Source organism: Chromohalobacter canadensis (assembly GCF_029544075.1).
In the GTDB taxonomy this organism is placed as follows: Bacteria; Pseudomonadota; Gammaproteobacteria; order Pseudomonadales; family Halomonadaceae; genus Chromohalobacter; species Chromohalobacter canadensis_A.
This window is the reverse complement of sequence record NZ_JAJQJH010000003.1, coordinates 261,423-281,810: the sequence shown is the minus strand read 5'-3', so window position 1 is coordinate 281,810 and position 20,388 is coordinate 261,423. Positions and strand designations below refer to the sequence as shown.

Below are 20,388 nucleotides of genomic sequence, written 5' to 3'. Positions count from 1 at the left end.
GTTATCTTCTATCTGAAATAGTCAAAAATAAAGCCTCCATCATCCATGTAGACTTTGGGCGATTACCTCAAGCGTAATCGCTCATTTTCGGTATAATCCTGTGTTTGTTTCTCGCGACGTTTCCTGACGAAACCCTCGCTCAATGTTACCTACAATAAGGAGTCTCTTTCATGACCGTGATACGCCAGGATGATGTAATCCAGAGTGTGGCTGATGCCTTGCAGTTTATTTCTTATTACCATCCCAAAGACTTCATCGACGCCATGCATGAGGCGTATCAACGTGAAGAGAATCCCGCCGCTCGCGATGCTATCGCTCAGATTCTGATCAACTCTCGAATGTGTGCCGAGGGTCATCGACCGATCTGTCAGGATACAGGCATCGTGACGGTCTTCGTCGAAATCGGTATGAACGTGCGCTGGGAAGCCGATATGAGCCTCGACGATATGATCAACGAGGGTGTCCGCCAAGCGTATAAGCTCCCCGATAATATCCTGCGTGCCTCGGTATTGGCCGATCCTGATGGCAAGCGTCAGAATACCGGCGACAATACGCCAGCAGTCATCCATCACAAGCTGGTCCCCGGCGATAAGGTTGAGATCCACGTCGCGGCAAAAGGGGGCGGAAGTGAAGCCAAGTCCAAGTTTGCGATGCTCAATCCCTCTGACAATGTCGCCGAGTGGGTTCTGGAGCAGTTACCCAAGATGGGAGCAGGGTGGTGCCCGCCGGGCATGCTCGGCATTGGCATCGGCGGCACCGCTGAAAAGGCCATGGAACTCGCCAAGGAAGCCTTGCTCGATCCCATCGACATTCAGGATCTCAAGGCACGTGGTGCTGTGAATCGTGCCGAGGAGCTGCGTCTCGAGCTCTTCGAGCAAGTCAATCGCACCGGCATTGGCGCACAGGGGCTGGGTGGACTGACCACCGTGCTCGATATCAAGGTCAAGGATTATCCCACCCACGCTGCCAATAAACCGGTCGCTATCATTCCTAACTGCGCGGCTACACGCCATGTTCATTTTACGCTGGATGGCAGCGGTACAGCGTCACTGCCCGCTCCGACGTTGGAAGACTGGCCGCAAATCACGCGTAAAACGGGTGACAACGTCAAGCGAGTGAACCTGGACACAGTCACAGCGGAAGAAGCGGCCTCCTGGGAGCCGGGTGATACGCTACTGCTCAATGGGAAACTGCTCACTGGCCGTGATGCCGCGCACAAGCGCATGGTCGATATGCTGTCCAAAGGCGAGTCACTACCCGTCGATTTGCGTGGACGCTTCATCTATTACGTAGGGCCTGTCGATCCGGTTGGCGACGAAGTCGTCGGTCCTGCTGGCCCCACGACTGCTACGCGCATGGATAAGTTCACACGGACCATGCTCGAGCAGACTGGCCTCCAGGGGATGGTCGGCAAGGCCGAACGAGGACCGATGGCAATCGAGGCGATCCGCGACAACGGAGCCGTTTACCTGATGGCAGTAGGAGGGGCTGCATACTTGGTGGCGCAAGCGATCAAGAAATCCCGTGTGGTCGCCTTCGAGGATCTTGGGATGGAGGCGATTTATGAGTTCGACGTCGAAGACATGCCAGTGACCGTCGCCGTCGACAGTCGAGGCGAATCGGTCCACCAGATTGGTCCGGCAAAATGGAAAGAGATCATCGCCGCGAGTGCTTGAACATGCGATGATCGTTGCCTCAGGCCCCGCCCACGCGGGGCCTGATTTTTAATCGGCGAGTGTTGCGAAGGTTTCAGGGAGGGACCGACATGACATCCGAACTGATCGGTATCCTGATCGTGATGATCCATGTGCTGGGTGCGTTGTCCGCCATCATGGCATTGATGTCGAGTCGTACTTCGCAAGGGGCGGTCGCCTGGATCGTAACGCTTTTGACCTTTCCCTATCTGGCCGTTCCCATCTACTGGATCTTCGGACGCCCGCGCTTCTATGGGTATACCTCCGCGCGCGGCGAACGCGACACTGTACTACGCCAGGAGCTATTGCGTTTCAGACCTCGGCTCGAGCCTTTTTTTTCCCGTCCCTCGTTTGACACCACGCGCATTCAGGCCGTCGAGCGCCTGGCCATGATGCCCATGAGCACGGGCAATCGAGCCGAACTGCTTATTGATGGGGAAGAGACCTTCCAGAGCTTACTGGAGGGCATCGATGCCGCCCGCGAATATATCCTCGTACAGTTCTTCATTTTCCGCGCCGATGAAATCGGTACCTTATTCAAGCAGCACTTGATGCGTAGGGCAGAGCAGGGAGTGAGGGTTTGCCTTCTCTACGACGAAATCGGGAGCCGTAGTTTACCGAATGATTACTTGCACGAGTTATCGAGCGCAGGCATCGAGGTCACGGCCTTCAACTCGTCGCGCGGCTGGCGGCATCGTTTCCAGATCAACTTCCGCAACCACCGCAAGGTTTTGGTCGTCGACGGTCGCGAAGGGTGGACTGGCGGCTTCAATGTGGCCGATGAATACTTGGGGCGCGTAGCGCAATATGGCTCCTGGCGCGACACCCATCTCAAGCTCACCGGCCCAAGCGTCATGGGATTGCAGGAGGCATTCTGGGAGGACTGGTACTGGGCCACCGAAGAGATTCTGTCACTGAACTGGGAGCCATCGATCACCTGCGAGGAGTGCCAGCACGTGGTAATCGTACCCTCGGGGCCGGCCGATCGCTGCGAGACAGCAAGTTTGCTGATTCAGCATGTCATTCACGGGGCCCATGAACGACTGTGGGTGACCAGCCCGTACTTCGTCCCGGATCAGGGAGTGCAAGATGCCTTGAAGCTTGCCGCATTGCGTGGTGTCGATGTACGCGTGATGATCCCCGAGCGTCCCGATCACTTGCTGGTCTTCCTCTCAGCTTTTTCCTTCTTGCCTGAGATGATTCGTCACGGTGTGCGTATTTTTCGCTATCAGCCGGGGTTCCTGCACCAGAAAGTCGTCCTGGTCGACGACGAGACGGCACTGGTCGGTTCGGTCAATCTCGATAACCGTTCGTTTCGACTCAATTTCGAGATCACCGCGTATATCCCCGATGCGGCCTTTGCCGGTCAGGTCGAAGACATGCTACGTCGGGATTTTGCAGCATGCCGCGAGGTGACGCTGGACGAACTCAACAATCGCCCCATCTGGCGTAAACTCATCTCCCGCGCGGCATATCTGCTAGCGCCCATACAATGATCATCGTGGCGTGTCAAAACACAGCGTCCACATGCTTACGGCTGTCGTACATTTATGCGTGACCATCAGGAGTGCCGGTGAATCTTGAAACCAAGTGGCTCGAAGATTTCGTTGCCCTCGCCAATACACGCAGTTTTTCCGCTTCAGCGAGGCAACGACACGTCACCCAACCTGCTTTTAGCCGACGCATCCGCTCCTTGGAGCAAGCCGTGGGCGCCACCTTGGTCGACCGTTCCACGACCCCTATCGGGCTGACGCCAGAAGGACAGTTGTTCCTGGTCACCGCACGCAGCATGGTCGAGCAGTTGAGCGAATGCCTCGCCCATTTGCGCGGCCTGTCGATGGCCAATGAAGCGCTCGATATCGTCGCCGCGCACTCACTGGCGTTGACGTTTTTCCCACATTGGATTTCACGCTTGCAAAAGGGCGTGGGTGAACTTCCGACGCGGCTGGTGGCCATGAACGTCGGAGACGCCATTCATGTGTTGCGCGAAGGTAACTGCGACCTGATGCTGGCGTATTATGATCCCTACGCCAGCATGCAACTCGACGGCGAAGCCTTTCCTTCATTTTCCATCGGTCAGGTAAAAATGCTGCCAGTGTGTGTGCCCAACGCCGACGGCACCCCACGCTTTGCGCTGGACGACGAGGCAGGCATCCCATTTCTCGCCTATACCCAAGGCGCCTTTCTGGGGCGTAGCGTACGCATGCTGCTCAAGAACGACCCACTGCGCATGCGCCTCAAGACCGTCTACGAAACTGCCATGGCGGAAGGTCTCAAGGGCATGGCCCTACAAGGGGTCGGCATGGCGTGGATTCCCGATTTCTGCATACGCGAAGAACTCACCACGGGGCGCTTGGTCCGCGCGGGAGACCCACAATGGGATATTCCCCTGGAAATCCGTCTGTACCGATGCTCCTTGGTGCACAAGCCTGGCGTCGAAAAGCTCTGGCGACAGATGATGAAATTGCCGCGCGACTTCCTGCAGGCGTGAAGATCTAACAACGCGTCGCGTCATGGCGTGGCCATGCCTGCTGGCAAGCCGAGGAAGTTCTGAATGATGAAGAAATGGTCCTCGAACAACGCCTCGGGGTCGAGGTCGGCCAGCGCCACCCAGTGGGCTTGCTCGCCACTGCGCGAAGGCTTGAGCCGGGGGAGTTGCTGTTCGGGCCGCAGGGCAAAATAGAAAGCCTGCGCCAAGGTACGCCCGCGCCAACTGCGGTGGGGGTCATCGAACAAGCGCTGGCCACGTAGCGAACCTTTGAGCACGGCTTCGGGAATCTTGAGGCGCACCCGCTCACGCAGCTCGCGTAAGCAGGCATCCAGCAAGCGTTCCTGAGGCTGAATGAAACCTCCCGGCAAGGCAAGTAACCCCTTACCGGGTGCCGCTCGACGCTCGACCAGCAGCACATGCCCGGACTGCACCACGACAGCATCGACGGTCACGAAAACCGGCGGGTAGGGCGCTTGCGCCCAGGCCTCACGATACTGCTCGAGAAGATGCTGTTCTTCCCACAATTGCGCGGCTTCGGGTGTTTCGAGAAAGCGTCGCAACACGTCGCGGACCGGCGCCGACAGACCACTGTCTTCCTCTCGCGCCAAGTAATCGTCTGCCAATGCCGGCTGACCGAACAACGCCTCGCGAATGCGACTGGCCGAGACATCGCTGACCAGTGGTACGCTGACCGACTCCCACTGCGGAAACAGCGTCAGGTAGTAGCTCGACTGACCGCGACTTGCACCGATCAACCCGATTCGGGGTAACCGGCCCTGTTGAGGGACGACCACATCGCGTACCCGGCGCTGTACATCGCGTACCCAGACATCGTTGTTGTAGAGAGCATCCAGTAACGGCGTGATTTCGAGTCGCGCGTTGTCATCGGTGTCGAAACATTCGCGCAGCATGTTTCGACGCTCCTCGAAGCGCCAGGGATTGCGCAGCGAACGGGCCTGCCAAGCGGACCCCACCATGACGATCACCTGCCGCGCTTGTTGCAACGCTTCGCGAATGACAGTGATATGCCCCCGATGCGGCGGCTGAAAACGCCCGATAAAGACCAGACAATCGAAGGCATAGGGTATATCGGAGAAGAGTAAGGACGTGGTGGCGTTGGACATGAAAGCTCCATCAGCAGGGCCGAGCCATTATGAGCAGCGACTCGGGCCTCTGCAATATAAGCAGTAGCCAAGGCATCTGCGCTATCCTGAGACCAAACTACGTTATGTCCGTTACTTATCATTTCCGACAAGGAGCGTCCGTGATCAATCTTTCACCGCGCTATTGGTACCGAATCGTCGTCAACGCCGCGACCTTATGGCTTGAACACAATGCCTTCAGCTTCGCGGGCTCTCTGGCGTTTTACACCCTATTTTCACTGGCACCGACGATTATCATCGCCGTCACCGTGATTGGACTGGTATTGGGAGAGGACGCCGCGCAAGGCCAAATCGTAGCGCAGTTGCAGGACACCATGGGTCAAGATGCCGCCACCGCGATTCAGCAAGCGGTGGTGCAGTCGCGCCTCGAAAGCTCCGGCATCTTGCCGACATTGCTCGGCATTGGTGCGCTGGTAGTTGGGGCCACGACTGTCTTCGCGCAGATGCAATTCTCCCTCAATACGCTCTGGGGCGTGACGGCGCGTCCCGATCGCAACGGGCTTTGGTTGTTCATCAAGAAACGTCTGCTGTCGCTGACCGTAGTGCTGGCGGTGGGCTTCATCCTCATGGTGTCGTTGGTGATGAGCGTGATGCTGCGCGCCTTCTTCCGATATGCAAGCGACTGGCTGCCGGGTGTTAACGCGCTCTTGGGAAGCGCCGAATTCCTCGTCTCGCTGGTGGTGATTGCACTATTTTTCGCCGCTATCTTCAAGGTGTTGCCGGATGTCGTGGTGAGCTGGCGAGATGTTATCGTCGGCGCGATCGTGACGGCGGTACTGTTTGCGATCGGGCGCTACGCCATCGCTGCGTATCTAGCCTATACCGCCACGGCATCGACATACGGCGCGGCAGGGTCGGTCGTGCTGGTATTGCTGTGGGTTTACTACAGTTCGTTGATTTTACTGTATGGCGCCGCTTTTACCCGCACCCATCTCGAAGCGCGTGGCAAACGTGTCGTACCTCGCAACTCCGCGGTCTTGGTCAAGCGCGAACTCGTGGATTCGCCTGAATATTCCGCCACCCAAGCGACGCCCGCAAGCAAAGGAGAGGGCCATGAATGAATATTGTCTCAAGGCCTGGGTTACCGGCCGCGTGCAAGGCGTCGGATTTCGCGCCGCGTCACGCGATCAAGCGTTAAGGGAAGGACTCACGGGGCATGCCAGGAACCTCGGCGACGGCCGCGTCGAAGTACTGCTATGCGGCGAGCAGGCGGCCGTCGACCGAGTCGTGCGCTGGTTGTGGCAAGGCCCTCCGGCGTCGCGCGTGACTCATATCGAGTGCGAAAAGGTCGACGTCACGCCCCCACAAGCCTTCGAACTCGGTTAAAACTGTTTATGAACCGTTCCGAAGTGGGCCGGCAAGGTGAGGGCTACTGACCTCAGCGGGTCAGTGTCTCGACGATCCAGTCCACGATGGCCTCACCGTCGGCGTTCATGCACACATCGACGAGCGGCGTGCGTGCCCAGCGCGGATCGATGAAGGTGCGCTCTTGTGGCGCAAACAGCGTCTGGCCTTCGGCGTCGCCGTCGGTGACGACATTTAAGTGCCCGCGTGCGGTCGTGAAGAGTTCCGGACGCATCAACCACGCCAAGGCACAGCTGTCGTGCGGACAACAGCCATCGATATCCAGCGCGGTACGGTAGAATGCGCGATAAAACGCATAGCTACCCGCCAATACGTCGCCCAGTTTGCCTTGAGCCGCGGCGATCTTGTCCATCTGCGCGGGGCCAAGCACACAGCGATGCGTGGCATCGAGCCCCACCAAGGTCAATGGCCAGCCCGCCGTCAATACACGTGCGGCGGCATGCGGGTCATTGAAGATATTGGCCTCGGCGACGGGCGTGACGTTACCACCCTCACGAATCGATCCCCCCATGACGACGACCTGTTTGACGCGATCGACGATGCCCGGGTCGAGCTGCAGCGCGGTGGCTAGATTGCCCAGCGGGCCCACGGCGACCAGCGTGACCTCGCCGGGGCGGGCATTGACCTGTTCGACGATGAACTGTGGCGCACTGATTGTCTCGGCGCGATGGCTCGGAACAGGCAAAGGATGATTGCCCAGCCCGTTGTCGCCATGAATATGCGCCGGCGCCGGGTGCTTGAGCTTGATCAGGGGCGCCGCCGCGCCTTGTGCAACGGGGATGCGCTGGTTGGCGAGCTCGGCGAGCAGCAGCGCATTGGTGGTGGCGGTATCGATATCGACATTGCCGTAGGTCGTGGTCATGCCGAGAAGCTCGATCTCGGGATGTGCTAGAGCAATAGCGATGGCTTGGGCGTCGTCTACGCCAGGGTCGGTATCGAAAATCAAAGGGGTGGCCATGAAAATCCTGTGTCAAATAACGGTCAAGTAACCAGCAAACGGTGCCATAAGGAATCAGTGGCGCAAGATATCGCGCGCTGGCCAGTCACGGGAGGTCGCCGCAACTTCGCTGGCAAGCGGGATGCTTGGCGCCGCACCGCTTTTTTGCACGCACAAGGCCGCGGCGGCGCTTGCTTCATGCAGGCAGGTTTCGATGGGGGCATTCCGTTGCCGCGCAGCCATGAAGTAACCGATGAAGGTATCGCCGGCCGCGGTCGTATCCACGGCGTCAACTGGGAACGCCGGAAGTTCGAGACGCTGGGCACCATATTGATAACGCACGCCATCACGCCCCAGCGTCAATACCAGCTCGACCTTGGGCAGCCGTTGATAGAGGACATCCATGAGTTCGGCGACCCCGGCATGCTCGTCAAGCCCCGCCAGGGCGGCAGCTTCGCCACGATTGAGGAACAGGATCTGGCACAATTCGAGCGGCAACGCATGCACATTGTCGCCTAGGGGAGCAGGGTTGAAAGCGATCCGCATGCCATGGCGCGCGGCAAGCATCATGACGCTTTCGAGCGCATTGCATTCGTTTTGCAATAAAAGCCAATCATCAGTACTCACCGAGGTCATCAGGGCCTCGAGGTGTCGCTCGCTGAAACCGTGATTAGCCCCGGGACTGAGGATGATGGCGTTCTCAGCGTGATCGTCAACCTGAATGATGGCATGCCCGCTGGCATCGGCGGTGAGTTCGATCAGGGATGTATTGACGCCTGCCTGGGCCAGGATTTCCAGCACCCAGCGATCGTTCTGTGATACACGCCCCCAATGCGTCACGTCACCGCCGGCACGGGCCATGGCCAATGACTGGTTGGCGCCTTTGCCGCCTAGTACTTGGGTAAAGCTCTGGCTGGACAATGTCTCGCCAGGGCGCACCAAGTGACTGACACGGTAAACGTAATCGATATTGATGGAACCGTAATTATAAAGCATGCAAGCTCCCGGCTTTAAGGCTCATGTATTAAGCGCGCGAAGCGAGCCATTGATGCAGGTTGTCACACGTCAGGCTGACGACATTGGCTCGAGCTTCCGGCGAGATCCAAGCACTGTGCGGAGTGACGATGAGGTTGAGCGTCTCATCCAGGGCTTCGATGAGCGCATGACCTTGACGCGGCGGCTCTTCAGGCAGACTGTCGACGCCGAGCCCGCCAATCGCCCCTCCCCGAAGCGCATCCAACGCCGCCTTTTCATCTATGATACCGCCCCGTGCGCAATTGATCAGCAAGGCACCGGGTTTGAAACGGGCCAGCATCTCGGCGTCGACGAGATGCCGTGTCTGATCGGTCAGCGGGCAATGTAGGCTCAAGACATCGAGCTCACCCGCCAGTGACGCGAGGGAAGGGCGCGAATCCTGCGCTTCGTTGCCAGGGCGCGCGGCAAAGGTGACGCGCATGCCAAAGGCCTCGGCCAAGCGCGACACGGCGCGACCGAGTTCGCCATGACCGACGATGACGAGATGCTTGTCGGCCAGTTGCAGGGTGCGGTGGTCGAGCAAGCAGAACAATGCGCTTTCATTCCAACGACCAGCGGCGACATCGCGCATGTAAAGCGGAAGGCGATTGGCGAGGGCAAGCATCAACATCAGGGTATGTTGAGCCACGCTCGCCGTGCCGTAGGCGGAGACGTTACGCACCTCAATGCCGTGATCTCGAGCAGCTTCCATGTCGATATTGTTGGTACCCGTCGCCAATACGCAGATCAATTTAAGGTCGGGCAGGGACGCGAGCAGGTCGCCGTCCAGTATCACCTTGTTGGTGATGGCGATATCCGCATTGTCGAGACGCTCCTGCCGTTTATCGACAGCGGTATGCGCATGGACCTCGAGGTTATCGACCGCCGCGTGCAACGGTGAGAGATCAATATCATCGCCAAGGCTGGCGGCATCGAGAATCACGGCTTTCATGCGACATCCTTTTTCTTTTAACGAAGTGAAGTGAGTCTGGCATCGTGGCGGCAAGCTGCATGAGATCGAGCCCCGATACGCTTGCCCGCTGGGTGGCGCAACGCGCTATAATGAGCGGCTTTCGGAAAAGGCTTGGAAAGTGCGATCTCCGGCCCTATATCCCTGCCGCCGCGCGAGCGTCTCGCGCGGGCGCTTCTTGATGACATGAATGGTGAGAACCATGCCCATCTACGAGTATGAGTGCAAGGCCTGCGGCCATCGCCTGGAAAAGCTGCAGAAAGTCAGCGCGGCAGCGCTGACCGATTGTCCGCGCTGCGAGCGCGCAGAATTATCACGCTTGATCTCCGCGGCGGGGTTTCGCCTAGCCGGCGGCGGATGGTATGAAACCGACTTCAAATCGGGGCAAAAACGCAATCTCGCGGGAGAGGCTTCCGCGCCCTCCACGTCTACCGAGACCGGCAACAAGACGCCCGCCTGACGTGTTCGGCGCCGTTCGGGCGGCGCCGAATCGCCCCATGAAATACGCAACGAAACAGGATAAGACATGCGCAGTCACTATTGCGGTCAATTGAACGAAACCCAGGTGGATCAGGAAGTCGCACTCTGTGGCTGGGTACATCGCCGTCGCGACCATGGGGGAGTGATTTTCCTCGATTTGCGCGACCGCGATGGTATCGCCCAGGTCGTGGTCGATCCCGATACTCCCGAGGCATTCGCCAATGCCGATCGTGCCCGCAACGAGTTTGTACTGCGCATTCGCGGACGCATTCGCCTGCGCCCCGAAGGTACCCAGAACCCCAACATGCCCACCGGCATGATCGAGGTGCTGGCATCAAACGTCGAAGTGCTCAACACGGCGGCCACGCCCCCGTTCCAGCTCGACGAGCATGGCAAGGTCGGCGAAGAGACTCGTCTCAAGCATCGTTACATCGATCTGCGTCGCCCGGAGATGATCGACAAACTGCGGCTGCGTTCGCGGATCACACATAGCGTGCGCGCGTATCTCGAATCCCAAGGTTTTCTGGATATCGAGACGCCGATTTTGACACGTGCCACGCCGGAAGGGGCTCGTGATTACCTGGTGCCGAGCCGCACGCATCCGGGTGAGTTCTTCGCCTTGCCGCAGTCACCGCAGCTGTTCAAGCAGCTATTGATGGTGTCGGGCTTCGACCGCTATTACCAGATCGCCAAGTGCTTCCGCGACGAAGATCTGCGTGCCGATCGCCAACCCGAGTTCACCCAGATCGACCTGGAAGCCTCGTTCGTCGAGGAAAGCGACATCATGTCCTTGACCGAGGACATGATTCGTCAGCTGTTCCAGGACGTGCTCGATGTCAGCCTGCCGGCGTTCCCCAAGATGCCGTACAGTGAGGCGATGAACCGTTACGGTTCGGACAAACCCGACCTGCGTATCCCGCTCGAGCTGATCGATGTCAACGACCTGATGCGCGATGTCGACTTCAAGGTGTTCTCCGGTCCGGCCAAAGCCGATGACGGGCGTGTTGCAGCGCTCAAGGTCACCGGTGGCGCCAAGCTGTCGCGCAAGGAAATCGATGCCTACACCGATTTCGTCAACATCTACGGTGCCAAGGGACTGGCCTGGATCAAGGTCAACGAACGCGCCAAAGGTATCGAAGGGCTGCAGTCGCCGATCGTCAAGTTCATGGAAGGTATCATCGAGTCATTGCTCGATCGGGTAGGCGCCGAGGATGGCGACATCATCTTCTTCGGTGCCGACAAGGCACGTATCGTCAATGAGGCGCTGGGCGCTCTGCGCGTCAAGTTGGGCGAAGACCTCGATCTGTATACGCAGGAGTGGGCGCCGCTGTGGGTCGTCGACTTCCCCATGTTCGAAGCTGACGACGCCGGCCGCTTGGCCGCCTTGCACCATCCGTTCACCGCGCCGTCGAGCTCACCGGAGGCGTTCAAGGCAGATCCCGCCAATGCGCTATCGCGTGCCTACGACATGGTTCTGAACGGCACCGAGCTGGGCGGTGGTTCCATCCGTATTCACGATCAGGCGATGCAGCGGGCGGTCTTCGAAGTGTTGGGTATCGGCGAGGAAGAAGCCGAGGAGAAGTTCGGCTTCCTGCTCGATGCCCTCCGGTTTGGCGCGCCGCCTCATGGTGGCCTGGCCTTCGGCCTCGACCGTCTGGTCATGCTGATGAGCGGCGCCAAGACGATCCGCGAAGTGATCGCCTTCCCCAAGACGCAGAGTGCCGCCTGCCTGATGACCGACGCTCCGGGCGAGGTCAGCGCCGATCAGCTCAAGGAGCTCAACATTCGCTTGCGTCAGAAGGCGCAGCAAGGTGGCAACGGCGAGGCCTGACGCGCGCCGCTTGCCCCACGTTCTTCTCGTTTTCCCGGCGTCACCTCGGCGCCGGGTGTCCTGCAAACGCGAACGCCTGTTTTTTCAAGGAGTGACGTCGACATGGCAGGCCATAGTAAATGGGCGAACATCAAGCACCGCAAAGCCGCCCAGGATGCCAAACGCGGTAAGATTTTCAGCAAGCTGATCCGTGAACTGACGGTTGCCTCCCGGCAGGGCGGCGGTGAGGTAGCGGACAACCCCCGCCTGCGCGCCGCCATCGACAAGGCGCTGTCCAACAACATGACCAAGGACACCATCCAGCGCGCCATCGAGCGCGGCGCCGGCAATAACGACGGCGACGAGATGGAGGAAACCGTCTATGAGGGCTACGGTCCCGAAGGCGTCGCGGTGATGGTCGAATGCATGACCGACAACCGCAATCGCACGGTCTCCGAGGTGCGTCACGCTTTCAATAAGAACGGCGGTAATTTGGGCACGTCCGGGTCCGTCGCCTTCATGTTCCATAAGCAGGGGCGTTTGACGCTGCCGGAGGGCACTTCCGAAGAGGCCGCCATGGAAGCCACGCTGGCCGCCGAACCCGAGGACATCGTCACTCAGGACGACGGCACGCTCGAGATCGTGACTTCCGTGGAAGGCTTCGGTGCAGTCAAGGACGCGCTAGTCGAGGCGGGCATCGAGCCCTCTGCGAGCGATGTCGGGTCCTATCCCGATAATTACTCCCCCATCGACGATGTGGATACGGCGCGCAAGGTCCTCAAGTTATTCGACATGCTCGAAGACCTCGACGACGTGCAGAACGTCTATTCCAACGCCGATTTCTCCGATGCCGTCATGGCGGAACTCGAGTGAGTGGCGCCACGGAGATGATGAGTCGATGATCCTGCTGGGGATCGATCCAGGGTCGCGCATTACCGGCTACGGTGTCGTCGATGTCTCCTCGGCGAAGCCGCGTTACGTCGCCAGCGGCTGCATCCGCATCAAGAGCGACCAACTAGCCCAGAAACTTGCCCAGGTATATGCCGGCATCGGCGAGTTGATCGGCGTGCATCGGCCGCACGAAATCGCCATCGAGCAGGTCTTCATGTCCAAGAATGCTGACTCCGCACTCAAGCTGGGTCAGGCACGCGGCACGGCCATCGTCTGCGCCGCCAATCATGGTCTCGAGGTCTTTGAGTACGCTCCCACCCAGATCAAGCAGGCGGTCACCGGTACTGGCGCAGGGACCAAAGATCAAGTACAGCATATGGTGACGGCAATTCTAGGGCTCGACGGCACGCCACAGGCCGATGCCGCCGACGCACTAGCCATCGCCTTGACCCATGCCTATGCTCGCCAGGGCCGCTCGTTGTCAGCAGCGAGAGGACGGCGGCGGAGCGGTTCCCGTCAGCGTTGGCGCGACTTCCGCCCCGACTGAGACGCCGCATGTCGGGTGCTGGTCAGTTGCGAGGCGGATCAGTATAGTGTCAACCCAGTCAATCGAAGGACTCGATCTGCATGATTGGACGCTTGCGTGGCATCCTGTTGGAAAAGCAACCGCCGTGGATCGTCGTCGATGTCGGCGGCGTCGGCTATGAGCTGGAGACCTCTATGACCACCTTGCTGGCATTGCCGGCGGTGGGCGAAGAGGTTCAACTCCACACGCATATGGCGGTTCGCGAGGACGCGCATTTACTGTATGGCTTCGCCCGCGGCGAAGAACGTCAACTTTTTCGCGCGCTGATCAAGGTCAACGGGGTAGGGCCCAAGCTAGCCTTGGCGATTCTCTCCGGCATGGATCAGGAAGCCTTCATCCGCTGCGTCATGGAAGACGACAGCAAGGCTCTGACACGTCTCCCCGGCGTCGGCAAGAAAACCGCCGATCGATTGGTCGTGGAAATGCGTGACCGCTTCCCCCATTGGCAGCTCGAGCAGAAAAACGGACTGCATGCTCTTGAGTTGGGTGCCTCACCCGCAGCACCTGCGGCCGATCCTTTCGCCGATGCGGAATCGGCCCTCGTCGCCTTGGGCTACAAACCTACCGAAGCCTCGCGCATGCTGTCCGGGCTGGACGATAGCCTCTCCACGGAAGGCCTGATCAAAGCCGCCCTGACACGCAAGATGGCAGGTTAAGGACCGCGAATGATCGATACCGACCGTCTAATCGCGGCGCAACCTCAGGGAAGCGAGGTGCACGTGGATCATGCCATCCGTCCGCAGCGGCTTACCGAATACATCGGTCAGCCCCGCGTACGCGAGCAGATGGATATCTTCATCAGCGCGGCCCGTCAGCGCAGCGATAGCCTCGATCATACCCTGATCTTCGGGCCGCCTGGCCTTGGCAAGACCACGTTGGCCAATATCATCGCCGCCGAGATGGAGGTCGATATCAAATCGACTTCCGGCCCCGTACTCGAGCGCGCCGGCGACCTCGCTGCCATGCTCACCAATCTGCAAGCCGGTGATGTGCTGTTCATCGACGAGATCCATCGCCTTCCCGCCTCGGTGGAAGAGGTGCTGTATCCGGCGATGGAGGATTATCAGCTCGATATCATGATCGGCGAAGGCCCCGCCGCGCGTTCCATCAAACTCGACTTGCCTGCTTTCACCCTGGTGGGCGCTACCACGCGTGCGGGACTGCTCACATCGCCGCTGCGTGATCGTTTCGGTATCGTGCAACGGCTGGAATTCTATGCGGTCGACGAATTGACCGAGATCGTAGTGCGTTCGGCGCATTTGTTGGGGGTCGAGGCCGACCGTGAAGGTGCGGCCGAAATTGCCCGCCGCGCGCGCGGCACACCGCGTATCGCCAACCGTCTGCTTCGGCGCGTGCGCGACTTCGCCGAAGTGCGTGGTGATGGTCGCCTGAACGAAGAAATTGCCGATCAAGCTCTCAACATGCTGCATGTCGACCGCCATGGGCTTGATCACATGGACCGACGCCTATTGATGGCGATGATCGAGAAGTTCGATGGCGGCCCGGTCGGCGTCGACAGCCTGGCGGCCGCTATCAGCGAGGAACGCGACACGATCGAGGATGTCCTAGAACCGTACCTGATCCAACAGGGGTTCATGATGCGCACCGCGCGTGGACGTGTGGTCACACGTCTGGCTTACGAACACTTCGGCCTGACGCCGACCGATGCCGTTGTCGTAGCGTCATCGCTTGATGAAAAGCGACAGGAGGGTGATGGATGAGCGGTTTCACGCATACGCTCAAGGTTTACATCGAAGACACCGACGCCGGCGGCATCGTCTATTATGTCAACTATCTAAAATACATGGAGCGGGCACGCAGCGAGTGGCTAAACCACCACGGCCTAACCCAGCGCGACTTGCTCGCACAGGGTATCCAACTAGTCGTGCATCAATTGGAATGCCGTTATGCCAAACCCGCCCACCTCGACGACGAGCTGCACATCTCGGCGGACGTCGTCGACTCAACTGCCTGCCGCGCGACCTTCGCCCAGACAGTGACACGTCGCGGGGAACGACTGTGCGAGGCCCGGGTAGACATCGTCTGCCTCGATGCTTCTCGGCTTAAACCTTTGCGTTGGCCGGATGCGCTGCAGCCGCTAATGCACGGATAAACCAAGCGAAACGAACTCTCAAGCGACACGAGGACTGCCGTGAACGACTCCATGTCCATTCCGCATCTGATCATGAACGCTAGCCTGATCGTTCAACTGGTCATGCTCCTGCTCCTGGCTGCCTCAATAGCCTCATGGATCATAATTTTCCAGCGCAGCATCGCGCTGCGTCGCGCCGAAAAGGCGTATCGAGATTTCGAAGATCACTTCTGGTCCGGCGTCGATCTCAACGAGCTCTATCGCGACCTGCCCGCTGAACAAGAATCCCGCGGTGCGGAGCACGTTTTTCGCTCCGGTTTTCGCGAATTCAATCGTCTAATGCCCAAGACCCACAGTACCGATGCGGTGCTCGAAGGCGTGCAACGTGGTCAGCGCGTCGCGCTTTCACGTGAAGAAGACCGCCTCCAGCTGCACCTCACTTTCCTCGCCACGGTCGCTTCGGCAAGCCCTTACATCGGCCTGTTCGGTACCGTATGGGGCATCATGGGGTCATTCCAAAGTTTGTCGATGGCTCAGCAGGCGACGCTGTCCACCGTCGCGCCCTGGATCGCGGAGGCATTGGTCGCCACGGCCATGGGGCTGTTTGCCGCTATTCCCGCTGTGATCTTCTACAACCGACTATCCGCCCATGCGGGACGCTTGCTCGGCAAATATGAAAACTTCGCCGAGGAATTCCACGCCATCCTGCACCGTAACCTGCAGGGGCGCAGCGAACGCGAGGCATCCTGAGGGAGGAAGCATGTACGGATCTTATCATCATCGCCAGCGGCGCAAGCCGATGGGCGAGATCAATGTCGTGCCGTTCATCGATGTGATGCTGGTGCTGTTGGTGATCTTCATGATCACCGCCCCCATGCTCAATCAGGGGGTCGATGTCGAACTACCACAGGTGTCGTCCGATCCCATCGATACCGAGGAGCAAGAACCACTGATCGTGTCGGTGGACCGTGAAGGGCAGTATTACATTTCTCTGGGAGACGAAGAGACCCCCGTCGCCCTCGATGAACTCGGGGAAAAGGTCAAGGCCATGCTGAGCCGCAATGCGAACACACCAGTCATGGTGCGTGGCGATCGTAATGTCGCCTACGGCCAGATCGTGACGTTGATGAGTACGCTGCAAGGTTCGGGAGTGGGCAATGTCGGACTGATTTCCGAACCCCCTTCCGGCGGTGAAGAGTGAGGCATCGACATGGCGAAACGTGAACGCCGTGTAGGCTATGGCTGGCCGGTGTTGCTGGCCATTGGCGTGCATATTGTGGCGCTGATGCTCACCATCATCAAGTGGCCTGAAAGCGAGTCCGACCCAACTTCTTCATCGGTAGTCCAGGCGACGCTCGTCCGCGCTGAAACGGCGACGGACCAGCCCCAGCAGACCGAAGATTCCACTCCGCCCGCTTCCCAGCCAGAAGAAGAGGATGCGCCGGAACCCGAAGAATCGGCACCTTCAGAATCGCCCGAGGAGCTAGCGTCCGATAGCGACGCCGAGGTAACGGATAGCGCATTGGAAGAAGCCAAAGCCGAGGCGCAGCGCTTGCAGGAAGAAGCGCAACGCGCAGCAGAACAGCGAGCCGAAGCCGAGGCAGAACTGAAGCGCCAGGCAGAAGCCGAAGCCGAGCGGAAACGCCAGGCAGAAGCCGAAGCTGAGCGGAAACGCCAGGCAGAAGCCGAAGCTGAGCGGAAACGCCAGGCAGAAGCCGAAGCCGAGCGGAAGCGTCAGGCAGAAGCCGAAGCTGAAAGGAAGCGTCAAGCAGAGGCCGAGCGGAAGCGCCAGCAAGAGCTCGCCGAAAGGGCAGCTCAGGCCAATAACTCATCACTGGACAGCATGATCAGTGATGAAGAACAATCCATTGCTAACGCCAGACAGGCCAGCGAAGCTGCCAATGGCTTCAAGAACCTGGTTCGCCGATACGTCGAACAAAGTTGGAATGTACCTTCCAGTGCCTCTTCGGAATTACGCGCCATCGTGCGAATCCAGTTACTGCCCACTGGCGAACTGGTAAGCGCCACGATCACTCAAAGCAGTGGCAATTCCACTTTCGACCATTCCGTGATCAATGCCGTCGAAAAGGCGGCGCCATTCCGTGAGATGCGCGAACTCGACGCTTCGGTAAAAGGTCAGTTCCGTGAATTCAATCTGGACTTCAACCCAGAGGACATCCGCTGATGAAACGATTCAAGCTTTGGACAGCCGCGCTGCTGATGATGTTGTGTGCCGGCATGGCGCATGCCGAGTTGACCATTGAAATCACCAAGGGCAGCGATCAGGCTATCCCCATTGCCATCGTGCCGATGGAAGGAGGGGATAAACTACCGCAAGAGATCTCGCGTATCGTCGGCAACGACCTGGAGCGCAGCGGTCGTTTCAAACCATTGTCGCGAGATTCGCTGATTTCCCGGCCCAGTAGCAGTGATGATGTTTACTATCAAGATTGGCAGCAGTTGAATAGCGACTACCTGGTGGTGGGCAAGGTCGAGAACCAAGGCCAGAATGGCCAGTACCGCATTCAGTATGAGCTTCTCGACGTTAATGGCGAAGACCGTATGCTCGGCGAGGTCGTAACCGCCAGCCGGGATCAACTGCGCGACAGCGCGCACTATATCAGCGATCAGATCTTTGAAGAGATCACCGGAATTCGTGGCGCTTTCTCTACGAGCATCGCCTATGTCACGGCCAATGGCGTCGATGACAACATCAAATATACTTTGAACATCGCCGATTCCGACGGGCACAACAACCAAGAGATTCTCTCCTCAGATGAGCCCATCATGTCACCGGCGTGGTCACCGGACGGTCGCAAGCTGGCCTATGTCTCGTTCGAGACGGGGCGGCCCTCCATCTATGTCCAGAACCTTTCGACAGGGCAGCGTATCCAGCTGACCTCCTTCGAAGGAATCAACGGTGCACCGGCGTGGTCACCGGATGGACGCAAGTTGGCAATGTCGCTTTCCAAGGATGGCCAGCCGGAGATCTACGTCATGGATTTAGGCTCGCGGAATCTCACGCGCCTGACACATAGCGATGCGATCGACACCGAACCCGAGTGGGCGCCGGACGGCCGTAGCCTGATTTTCACTTCCGACCGTAGCGGCAATCCCCAGATCTATCGTTACAACTTGGGTGATGAGCAAGTCCAGCGGATCACCTTCACCGGCAACTATAATTCACGTGGCCGTTTCAATCCGGAAGGTGATGCGATATTTATGGTGACCCGCGACGACGACGGTTTCCACATTGCTCGTCAGGATCTGGATACCGATCGCATGACGGTCCTCACCGATTCCAACTGGGATGAATCCCCCAGTGTCGCACCGAATGGCACCATGGTAATCTTCGCCACGCAAGAAGGGACCCGCGGTGTATTGGGGGCCGTATCGGACGATGGCAGTGCTTCCTTTAGGCTGCCATCACCGCAAGGGGACGTGCGTGAACCTGCATGGTCACCCTTTTTAGACTAAACCGCGATAGAGTCATTCGACTTCCAAGCAAGGAGAAAACAATGCAATTCAAACCATATGCCCAAGGCCTCGCCGTCGCCATTTCACTTGCCGTCCTCGCGGGTTGTTCCAGCACTGGTGGCACCCAAGATGGCAGCATGGATGGTACGTCTGGAACCGGCGCCACTGGTTCAGGTTCCGCCTCCAGCCAAGGCATGGAAAGTGGACAAGGCACCTCTGGCAGCGAGATGAGCGACCGCAACGCCATCCCCGAAGAGCGCACCATCTACTTCGCTTTCGACCGCGACACCATTCGTCCGGAATTCGAGTCGGTACTCGAAGCGCATGCTCGCTATCTCAAGAACCACCCCAACACCGATGTCGTCCTGGAAGGGCATGCCGACGAGCGTGGCACCCGCGAGTACAACCTGGGCTTGGGTGAACGTCGTGCGCAAGCCGTCGAACAATATCTGAACGTGGAAGGCGTTTCGTCGTCACAAGTCGAAATTGTCAGCTACGGTGAAGAGCGTCCTGCGGCACGTGGCCACGATGAAGAGTCGTACGCCCAGAATCGCCGCGTCGTCTTTTCCTACTAAACGTCGCCGGAGTCAGGTATGAAACACGGTCTGAAAAGACTGTGCGGCGCGGGAGCCTTGGTACTCCCGCTGTCCGTATGGGCTCAACCCTCGGTCGATGACTTGACCGACCAGTCCAACAGCATCTATAGCCAGACCGCCGTGCGTGAAGAGTCGGGCGGTGGTGGCGGCAATCTGGCCTTGTTCAATCAGTTGCAGGACAGCCAGCGCGAGATTAAGCAACTGCGTGGTCAGCTCGAGGAGCTGCGCTACCAGCTCGAACAGCAGAAGAAACTTTCGCAAGAGCGTTTCCTGGACCTTGAAAAGCGCATCAATGATATGGCGTCGCGCGCTGATTCCTCTCGAGATCCTTCGGGGGTCGATAGCGATGTCGCCGAGTCGGTCACCGGTAATGCTGGTGCCAACGAATCGCAAACAGGTAGCACTCAAGAGGGCACGTCAGGAGACCAAGGACGCGAAGATTATCAGGCGGCTTTCAAGAAGGTGCAGGCGCGTCAGTTCGATCAGGCAATCCAGGCCTTCGAAGGTTTCATTAGCGACTACCCGAATTCCGATTTACGCCCCAATGCGCACTATTGGCTAGGCGAGTTGTATTCCGCGCAATCACAGTTGGATGCGGCCGCTGAGTCTTTCCTGACGGTCATCAATGACTATCCCAACAGCAACAAGGTCGCGGATGCTCTCTACAAGCTGGGATTGCTAAAAGCACGCCAAGGCCATCCCGATGAAAGCACACAGCTCCTCGAGCGCGTCCGCGACGACTATCCTGATAGCAACGCGGCTGACATGGCCGAGGATTTCCTTAACCAGTCAGGCTAATTGATGCTGCACGATAGGGGTCGT

Annotated in this window: 22 protein-coding genes; 18 read left to right on the top strand and 4 right to left on the bottom strand. The window is 58.8% G+C overall.

The window, feature by feature from the left end:
* The first annotated feature begins 170 nt into the window (after window positions 1–170).
* From LUN51_RS07520 to LUN51_RS07510, 3 genes are all read left to right on the top strand, one after another.
* Window positions 171–1,676, top strand: a complete 1,506-nt coding sequence (locus LUN51_RS07520; protein ID WP_277810769.1) for a fumarate hydratase — start codon at window positions 171–173, stop codon at window positions 1,674–1,676.
* 89 nt (window positions 1,677–1,765) lie between these two features.
* The gene (gene cls, locus LUN51_RS07515) at window positions 1,766–3,190 is read left to right on the top strand and encodes a cardiolipin synthase (RefSeq protein WP_277810768.1); all 1,425 of its coding nucleotides are present in this window, start codon (window positions 1,766–1,768) and stop codon (window positions 3,188–3,190) included.
* Between the two features lie 77 nt (window positions 3,191–3,267).
* On the top strand, window positions 3,268–4,185 hold the full coding sequence (locus LUN51_RS07510) for a LysR substrate-binding domain-containing protein (protein WP_277810767.1): 918 nt from the start codon (window positions 3,268–3,270) through the stop codon (window positions 4,183–4,185).
* 20 nt (window positions 4,186–4,205) lie between these two features.
* On the opposite strand, the gene LUN51_RS07505 is transcribed toward LUN51_RS07510, so the two are convergent.
* Window positions 4,206–5,309, bottom strand: a complete 1,104-nt coding sequence (locus LUN51_RS07505) for a bifunctional nicotinamide-nucleotide adenylyltransferase/Nudix hydroxylase (RefSeq protein WP_277810766.1) — start codon at window positions 5,307–5,309, stop codon at window positions 4,206–4,208.
* Window positions 5,310–5,449: 140 nt separating this feature from the next.
* On the opposite strand from LUN51_RS07505, the gene LUN51_RS07500 reads away from it, so the two are divergent.
* Both LUN51_RS07500 and yccX read left to right on the top strand, forming a co-directional pair.
* Entirely contained in the window at window positions 5,450–6,409 is a 960-nt protein-coding gene (locus tag LUN51_RS07500) for a YihY/virulence factor BrkB family protein (RefSeq protein ID WP_277810765.1), read from the top strand.
* Window positions 6,402–6,674 carry an acylphosphatase gene (yccX, locus tag LUN51_RS07495; RefSeq protein WP_277810764.1) on the top strand — a complete coding sequence of 91 codons (273 nt, stop codon included), beginning with the start codon at window positions 6,402–6,404 and terminating at the stop codon, window positions 6,672–6,674. The genes LUN51_RS07500 and yccX overlap by 8 nt, the downstream gene beginning before the upstream one ends.
* Window positions 6,675–6,726: 52 nt before the next feature.
* Here yccX and LUN51_RS07490 read toward each other — a convergent pair whose 3' ends face one another.
* From LUN51_RS07490 to LUN51_RS07480, 3 genes are read right to left on the bottom strand one after another with little or no spacing between them, the layout of a single operon-like run.
* Window positions 6,727–7,671, bottom strand: coding sequence for a nucleoside hydrolase (locus LUN51_RS07490; RefSeq protein WP_277810763.1), 945 nt, complete (start codon window positions 7,669–7,671; stop codon window positions 6,727–6,729).
* A 54-nt stretch (window positions 7,672–7,725) separates the two neighbouring features.
* Window positions 7,726–8,646: a ribokinase gene (locus tag LUN51_RS07485; protein ID WP_277810762.1), complete on the bottom strand. Its 921-nt coding sequence runs from the start codon at window positions 8,644–8,646 to the stop codon at window positions 7,726–7,728.
* 28 nt (window positions 8,647–8,674) lie between these two features.
* On the bottom strand, window positions 8,675–9,616 hold the full coding sequence (locus LUN51_RS07480) for a D-2-hydroxyacid dehydrogenase (RefSeq protein ID WP_277810761.1): 942 nt from the start codon (window positions 9,614–9,616) through the stop codon (window positions 8,675–8,677).
* A gap of 220 nt (window positions 9,617–9,836) precedes the next feature.
* On the opposite strand from LUN51_RS07480, the gene LUN51_RS07475 reads away from it, so the two are divergent.
* From LUN51_RS07475 to ybgF, 13 genes are all read left to right on the top strand, one after another.
* Window positions 9,837–10,094: an FmdB family zinc ribbon protein gene (locus LUN51_RS07475; RefSeq protein ID WP_040241082.1), complete on the top strand. Its 258-nt coding sequence runs from the start codon at window positions 9,837–9,839 to the stop codon at window positions 10,092–10,094.
* Window positions 10,095–10,160: 66 nt separating this feature from the next.
* On the top strand, window positions 10,161–11,945 hold the full coding sequence (gene aspS, locus LUN51_RS07470) for an aspartate--tRNA ligase (protein WP_040241084.1): 1,785 nt from the start codon (window positions 10,161–10,163) through the stop codon (window positions 11,943–11,945).
* Window positions 11,946–12,047: 102 nt separating this feature from the next.
* Complete coding sequence (locus tag LUN51_RS07465; RefSeq protein WP_277810760.1) at window positions 12,048–12,797, top strand: YebC/PmpR family DNA-binding transcriptional regulator; 750 nt, start codon at window positions 12,048–12,050, stop codon at window positions 12,795–12,797.
* Between the two features lie 25 nt (window positions 12,798–12,822).
* The gene (gene ruvC / locus LUN51_RS07460) at window positions 12,823–13,362 is read left to right on the top strand and encodes a crossover junction endodeoxyribonuclease RuvC (protein ID WP_277810759.1); all 540 of its coding nucleotides are present in this window, start codon (window positions 12,823–12,825) and stop codon (window positions 13,360–13,362) included.
* Window positions 13,363–13,442: 80 nt separating this feature from the next.
* Window positions 13,443–14,057, top strand: a complete 615-nt coding sequence (ruvA, locus tag LUN51_RS07455) for a Holliday junction branch migration protein RuvA (protein ID WP_277810758.1) — start codon at window positions 13,443–13,445, stop codon at window positions 14,055–14,057.
* 9 nt (window positions 14,058–14,066) lie between these two features.
* On the top strand, window positions 14,067–15,122 hold the full coding sequence (gene ruvB / locus LUN51_RS07450) for a Holliday junction branch migration DNA helicase RuvB (protein ID WP_277810757.1): 1,056 nt from the start codon (window positions 14,067–14,069) through the stop codon (window positions 15,120–15,122).
* Window positions 15,119–15,514, top strand: coding sequence for a tol-pal system-associated acyl-CoA thioesterase (ybgC, locus tag LUN51_RS07445; protein WP_277810756.1), 396 nt, complete (start codon window positions 15,119–15,121; stop codon window positions 15,512–15,514). Before ruvB ends, ybgC begins: the two co-directional genes overlap by 4 nt.
* 51 nt (window positions 15,515–15,565) lie before the next feature.
* Window positions 15,566–16,243, top strand: coding sequence for a protein TolQ (gene tolQ / locus LUN51_RS07440; protein ID WP_431355567.1), 678 nt, complete (start codon window positions 15,566–15,568; stop codon window positions 16,241–16,243).
* 10 nt (window positions 16,244–16,253) lie between these two features.
* Window positions 16,254–16,694 (top strand): protein TolR, encoded by a 441-nt coding sequence (tolR, locus tag LUN51_RS07435; protein ID WP_277810754.1) that lies wholly within the window; start codon window positions 16,254–16,256, stop codon window positions 16,692–16,694.
* A gap of 9 nt (window positions 16,695–16,703) precedes the next feature.
* On the top strand, window positions 16,704–17,678 hold the full coding sequence (gene tolA / locus LUN51_RS07430) for a cell envelope integrity protein TolA (RefSeq protein ID WP_277810753.1): 975 nt from the start codon (window positions 16,704–16,706) through the stop codon (window positions 17,676–17,678).
* On the top strand, window positions 17,678–18,970 hold the full coding sequence (tolB, locus tag LUN51_RS07425; RefSeq protein ID WP_277810752.1) for a Tol-Pal system beta propeller repeat protein TolB: 1,293 nt from the start codon (window positions 17,678–17,680) through the stop codon (window positions 18,968–18,970). The genes tolA and tolB overlap by 1 nt, the downstream gene beginning before the upstream one ends.
* 41 nt (window positions 18,971–19,011) lie before the next feature.
* Window positions 19,012–19,545, top strand: coding sequence for a peptidoglycan-associated lipoprotein Pal (pal, locus tag LUN51_RS07420; protein ID WP_277810751.1), 534 nt, complete (start codon window positions 19,012–19,014; stop codon window positions 19,543–19,545).
* Window positions 19,546–19,563: 18 nt separating this feature from the next.
* Window positions 19,564–20,364, top strand: a complete 801-nt coding sequence (ybgF, locus tag LUN51_RS07415; protein ID WP_277810750.1) for a tol-pal system protein YbgF — start codon at window positions 19,564–19,566, stop codon at window positions 20,362–20,364.
* Window positions 20,365–20,388: the final 24 nt, after the last annotated feature.

Excerpts from the sequence above, each read along its gene's own strand:
- LUN51_RS07520 (WP_277810769.1), top strand. The coding sequence starts at position 171 with ATGACCGTGATACGCCAGGATGATGTAATCCAGAGTGTGGCTGATGCC.
- cls (WP_277810768.1), top strand. The coding sequence starts at position 1,766 with ATGACATCCGAACTGATCGGTATCCTGATCGTGATGATCCATGTGCTG.
- LUN51_RS07505 (WP_277810766.1), bottom strand. The coding sequence starts at position 5,309 with ATGTCCAACGCCACCACGTCCTTACTCTTCTCCGATATACCCTATGCC.
- yccX (WP_277810764.1), top strand. The coding sequence starts at position 6,402 with ATGAATGAATATTGTCTCAAGGCCTGGGTTACCGGCCGCGTGCAAGGC.
- LUN51_RS07490 (WP_277810763.1), bottom strand. The coding sequence starts at position 7,671 with ATGGCCACCCCTTTGATTTTCGATACCGACCCTGGCGTAGACGACGCC.
- LUN51_RS07485 (WP_277810762.1), bottom strand. The coding sequence starts at position 8,646 with ATGCTTTATAATTACGGTTCCATCAATATCGATTACGTTTACCGTGTC.
- LUN51_RS07480 (WP_277810761.1), bottom strand. The coding sequence starts at position 9,616 with ATGAAAGCCGTGATTCTCGATGCCGCCAGCCTTGGCGATGATATTGAT.
- LUN51_RS07475 (WP_040241082.1), top strand. The coding sequence starts at position 9,837 with ATGCCCATCTACGAGTATGAGTGCAAGGCCTGCGGCCATCGCCTGGAA.
- aspS (WP_040241084.1), top strand. The coding sequence starts at position 10,161 with ATGCGCAGTCACTATTGCGGTCAATTGAACGAAACCCAGGTGGATCAG.
- LUN51_RS07465 (WP_277810760.1), top strand. The coding sequence starts at position 12,048 with ATGGCAGGCCATAGTAAATGGGCGAACATCAAGCACCGCAAAGCCGCC.
- ruvC (WP_277810759.1), top strand. The coding sequence starts at position 12,823 with ATGATCCTGCTGGGGATCGATCCAGGGTCGCGCATTACCGGCTACGGT.
- ruvA (WP_277810758.1), top strand. The coding sequence starts at position 13,443 with ATGATTGGACGCTTGCGTGGCATCCTGTTGGAAAAGCAACCGCCGTGG.
- ruvB (WP_277810757.1), top strand. The coding sequence starts at position 14,067 with ATGATCGATACCGACCGTCTAATCGCGGCGCAACCTCAGGGAAGCGAG.
- ybgC (WP_277810756.1), top strand. The coding sequence starts at position 15,119 with ATGAGCGGTTTCACGCATACGCTCAAGGTTTACATCGAAGACACCGAC.
- tolQ (WP_431355567.1), top strand. The coding sequence starts at position 15,566 with ATGTCCATTCCGCATCTGATCATGAACGCTAGCCTGATCGTTCAACTG.
- tolR (WP_277810754.1), top strand. The coding sequence starts at position 16,254 with ATGTACGGATCTTATCATCATCGCCAGCGGCGCAAGCCGATGGGCGAG.
- tolA (WP_277810753.1), top strand. The coding sequence starts at position 16,704 with ATGGCGAAACGTGAACGCCGTGTAGGCTATGGCTGGCCGGTGTTGCTG.
- tolB (WP_277810752.1), top strand. The coding sequence starts at position 17,678 with ATGAAACGATTCAAGCTTTGGACAGCCGCGCTGCTGATGATGTTGTGT.
- pal (WP_277810751.1), top strand. The coding sequence starts at position 19,012 with ATGCAATTCAAACCATATGCCCAAGGCCTCGCCGTCGCCATTTCACTT.
- ybgF (WP_277810750.1), top strand. The coding sequence starts at position 19,564 with ATGAAACACGGTCTGAAAAGACTGTGCGGCGCGGGAGCCTTGGTACTC.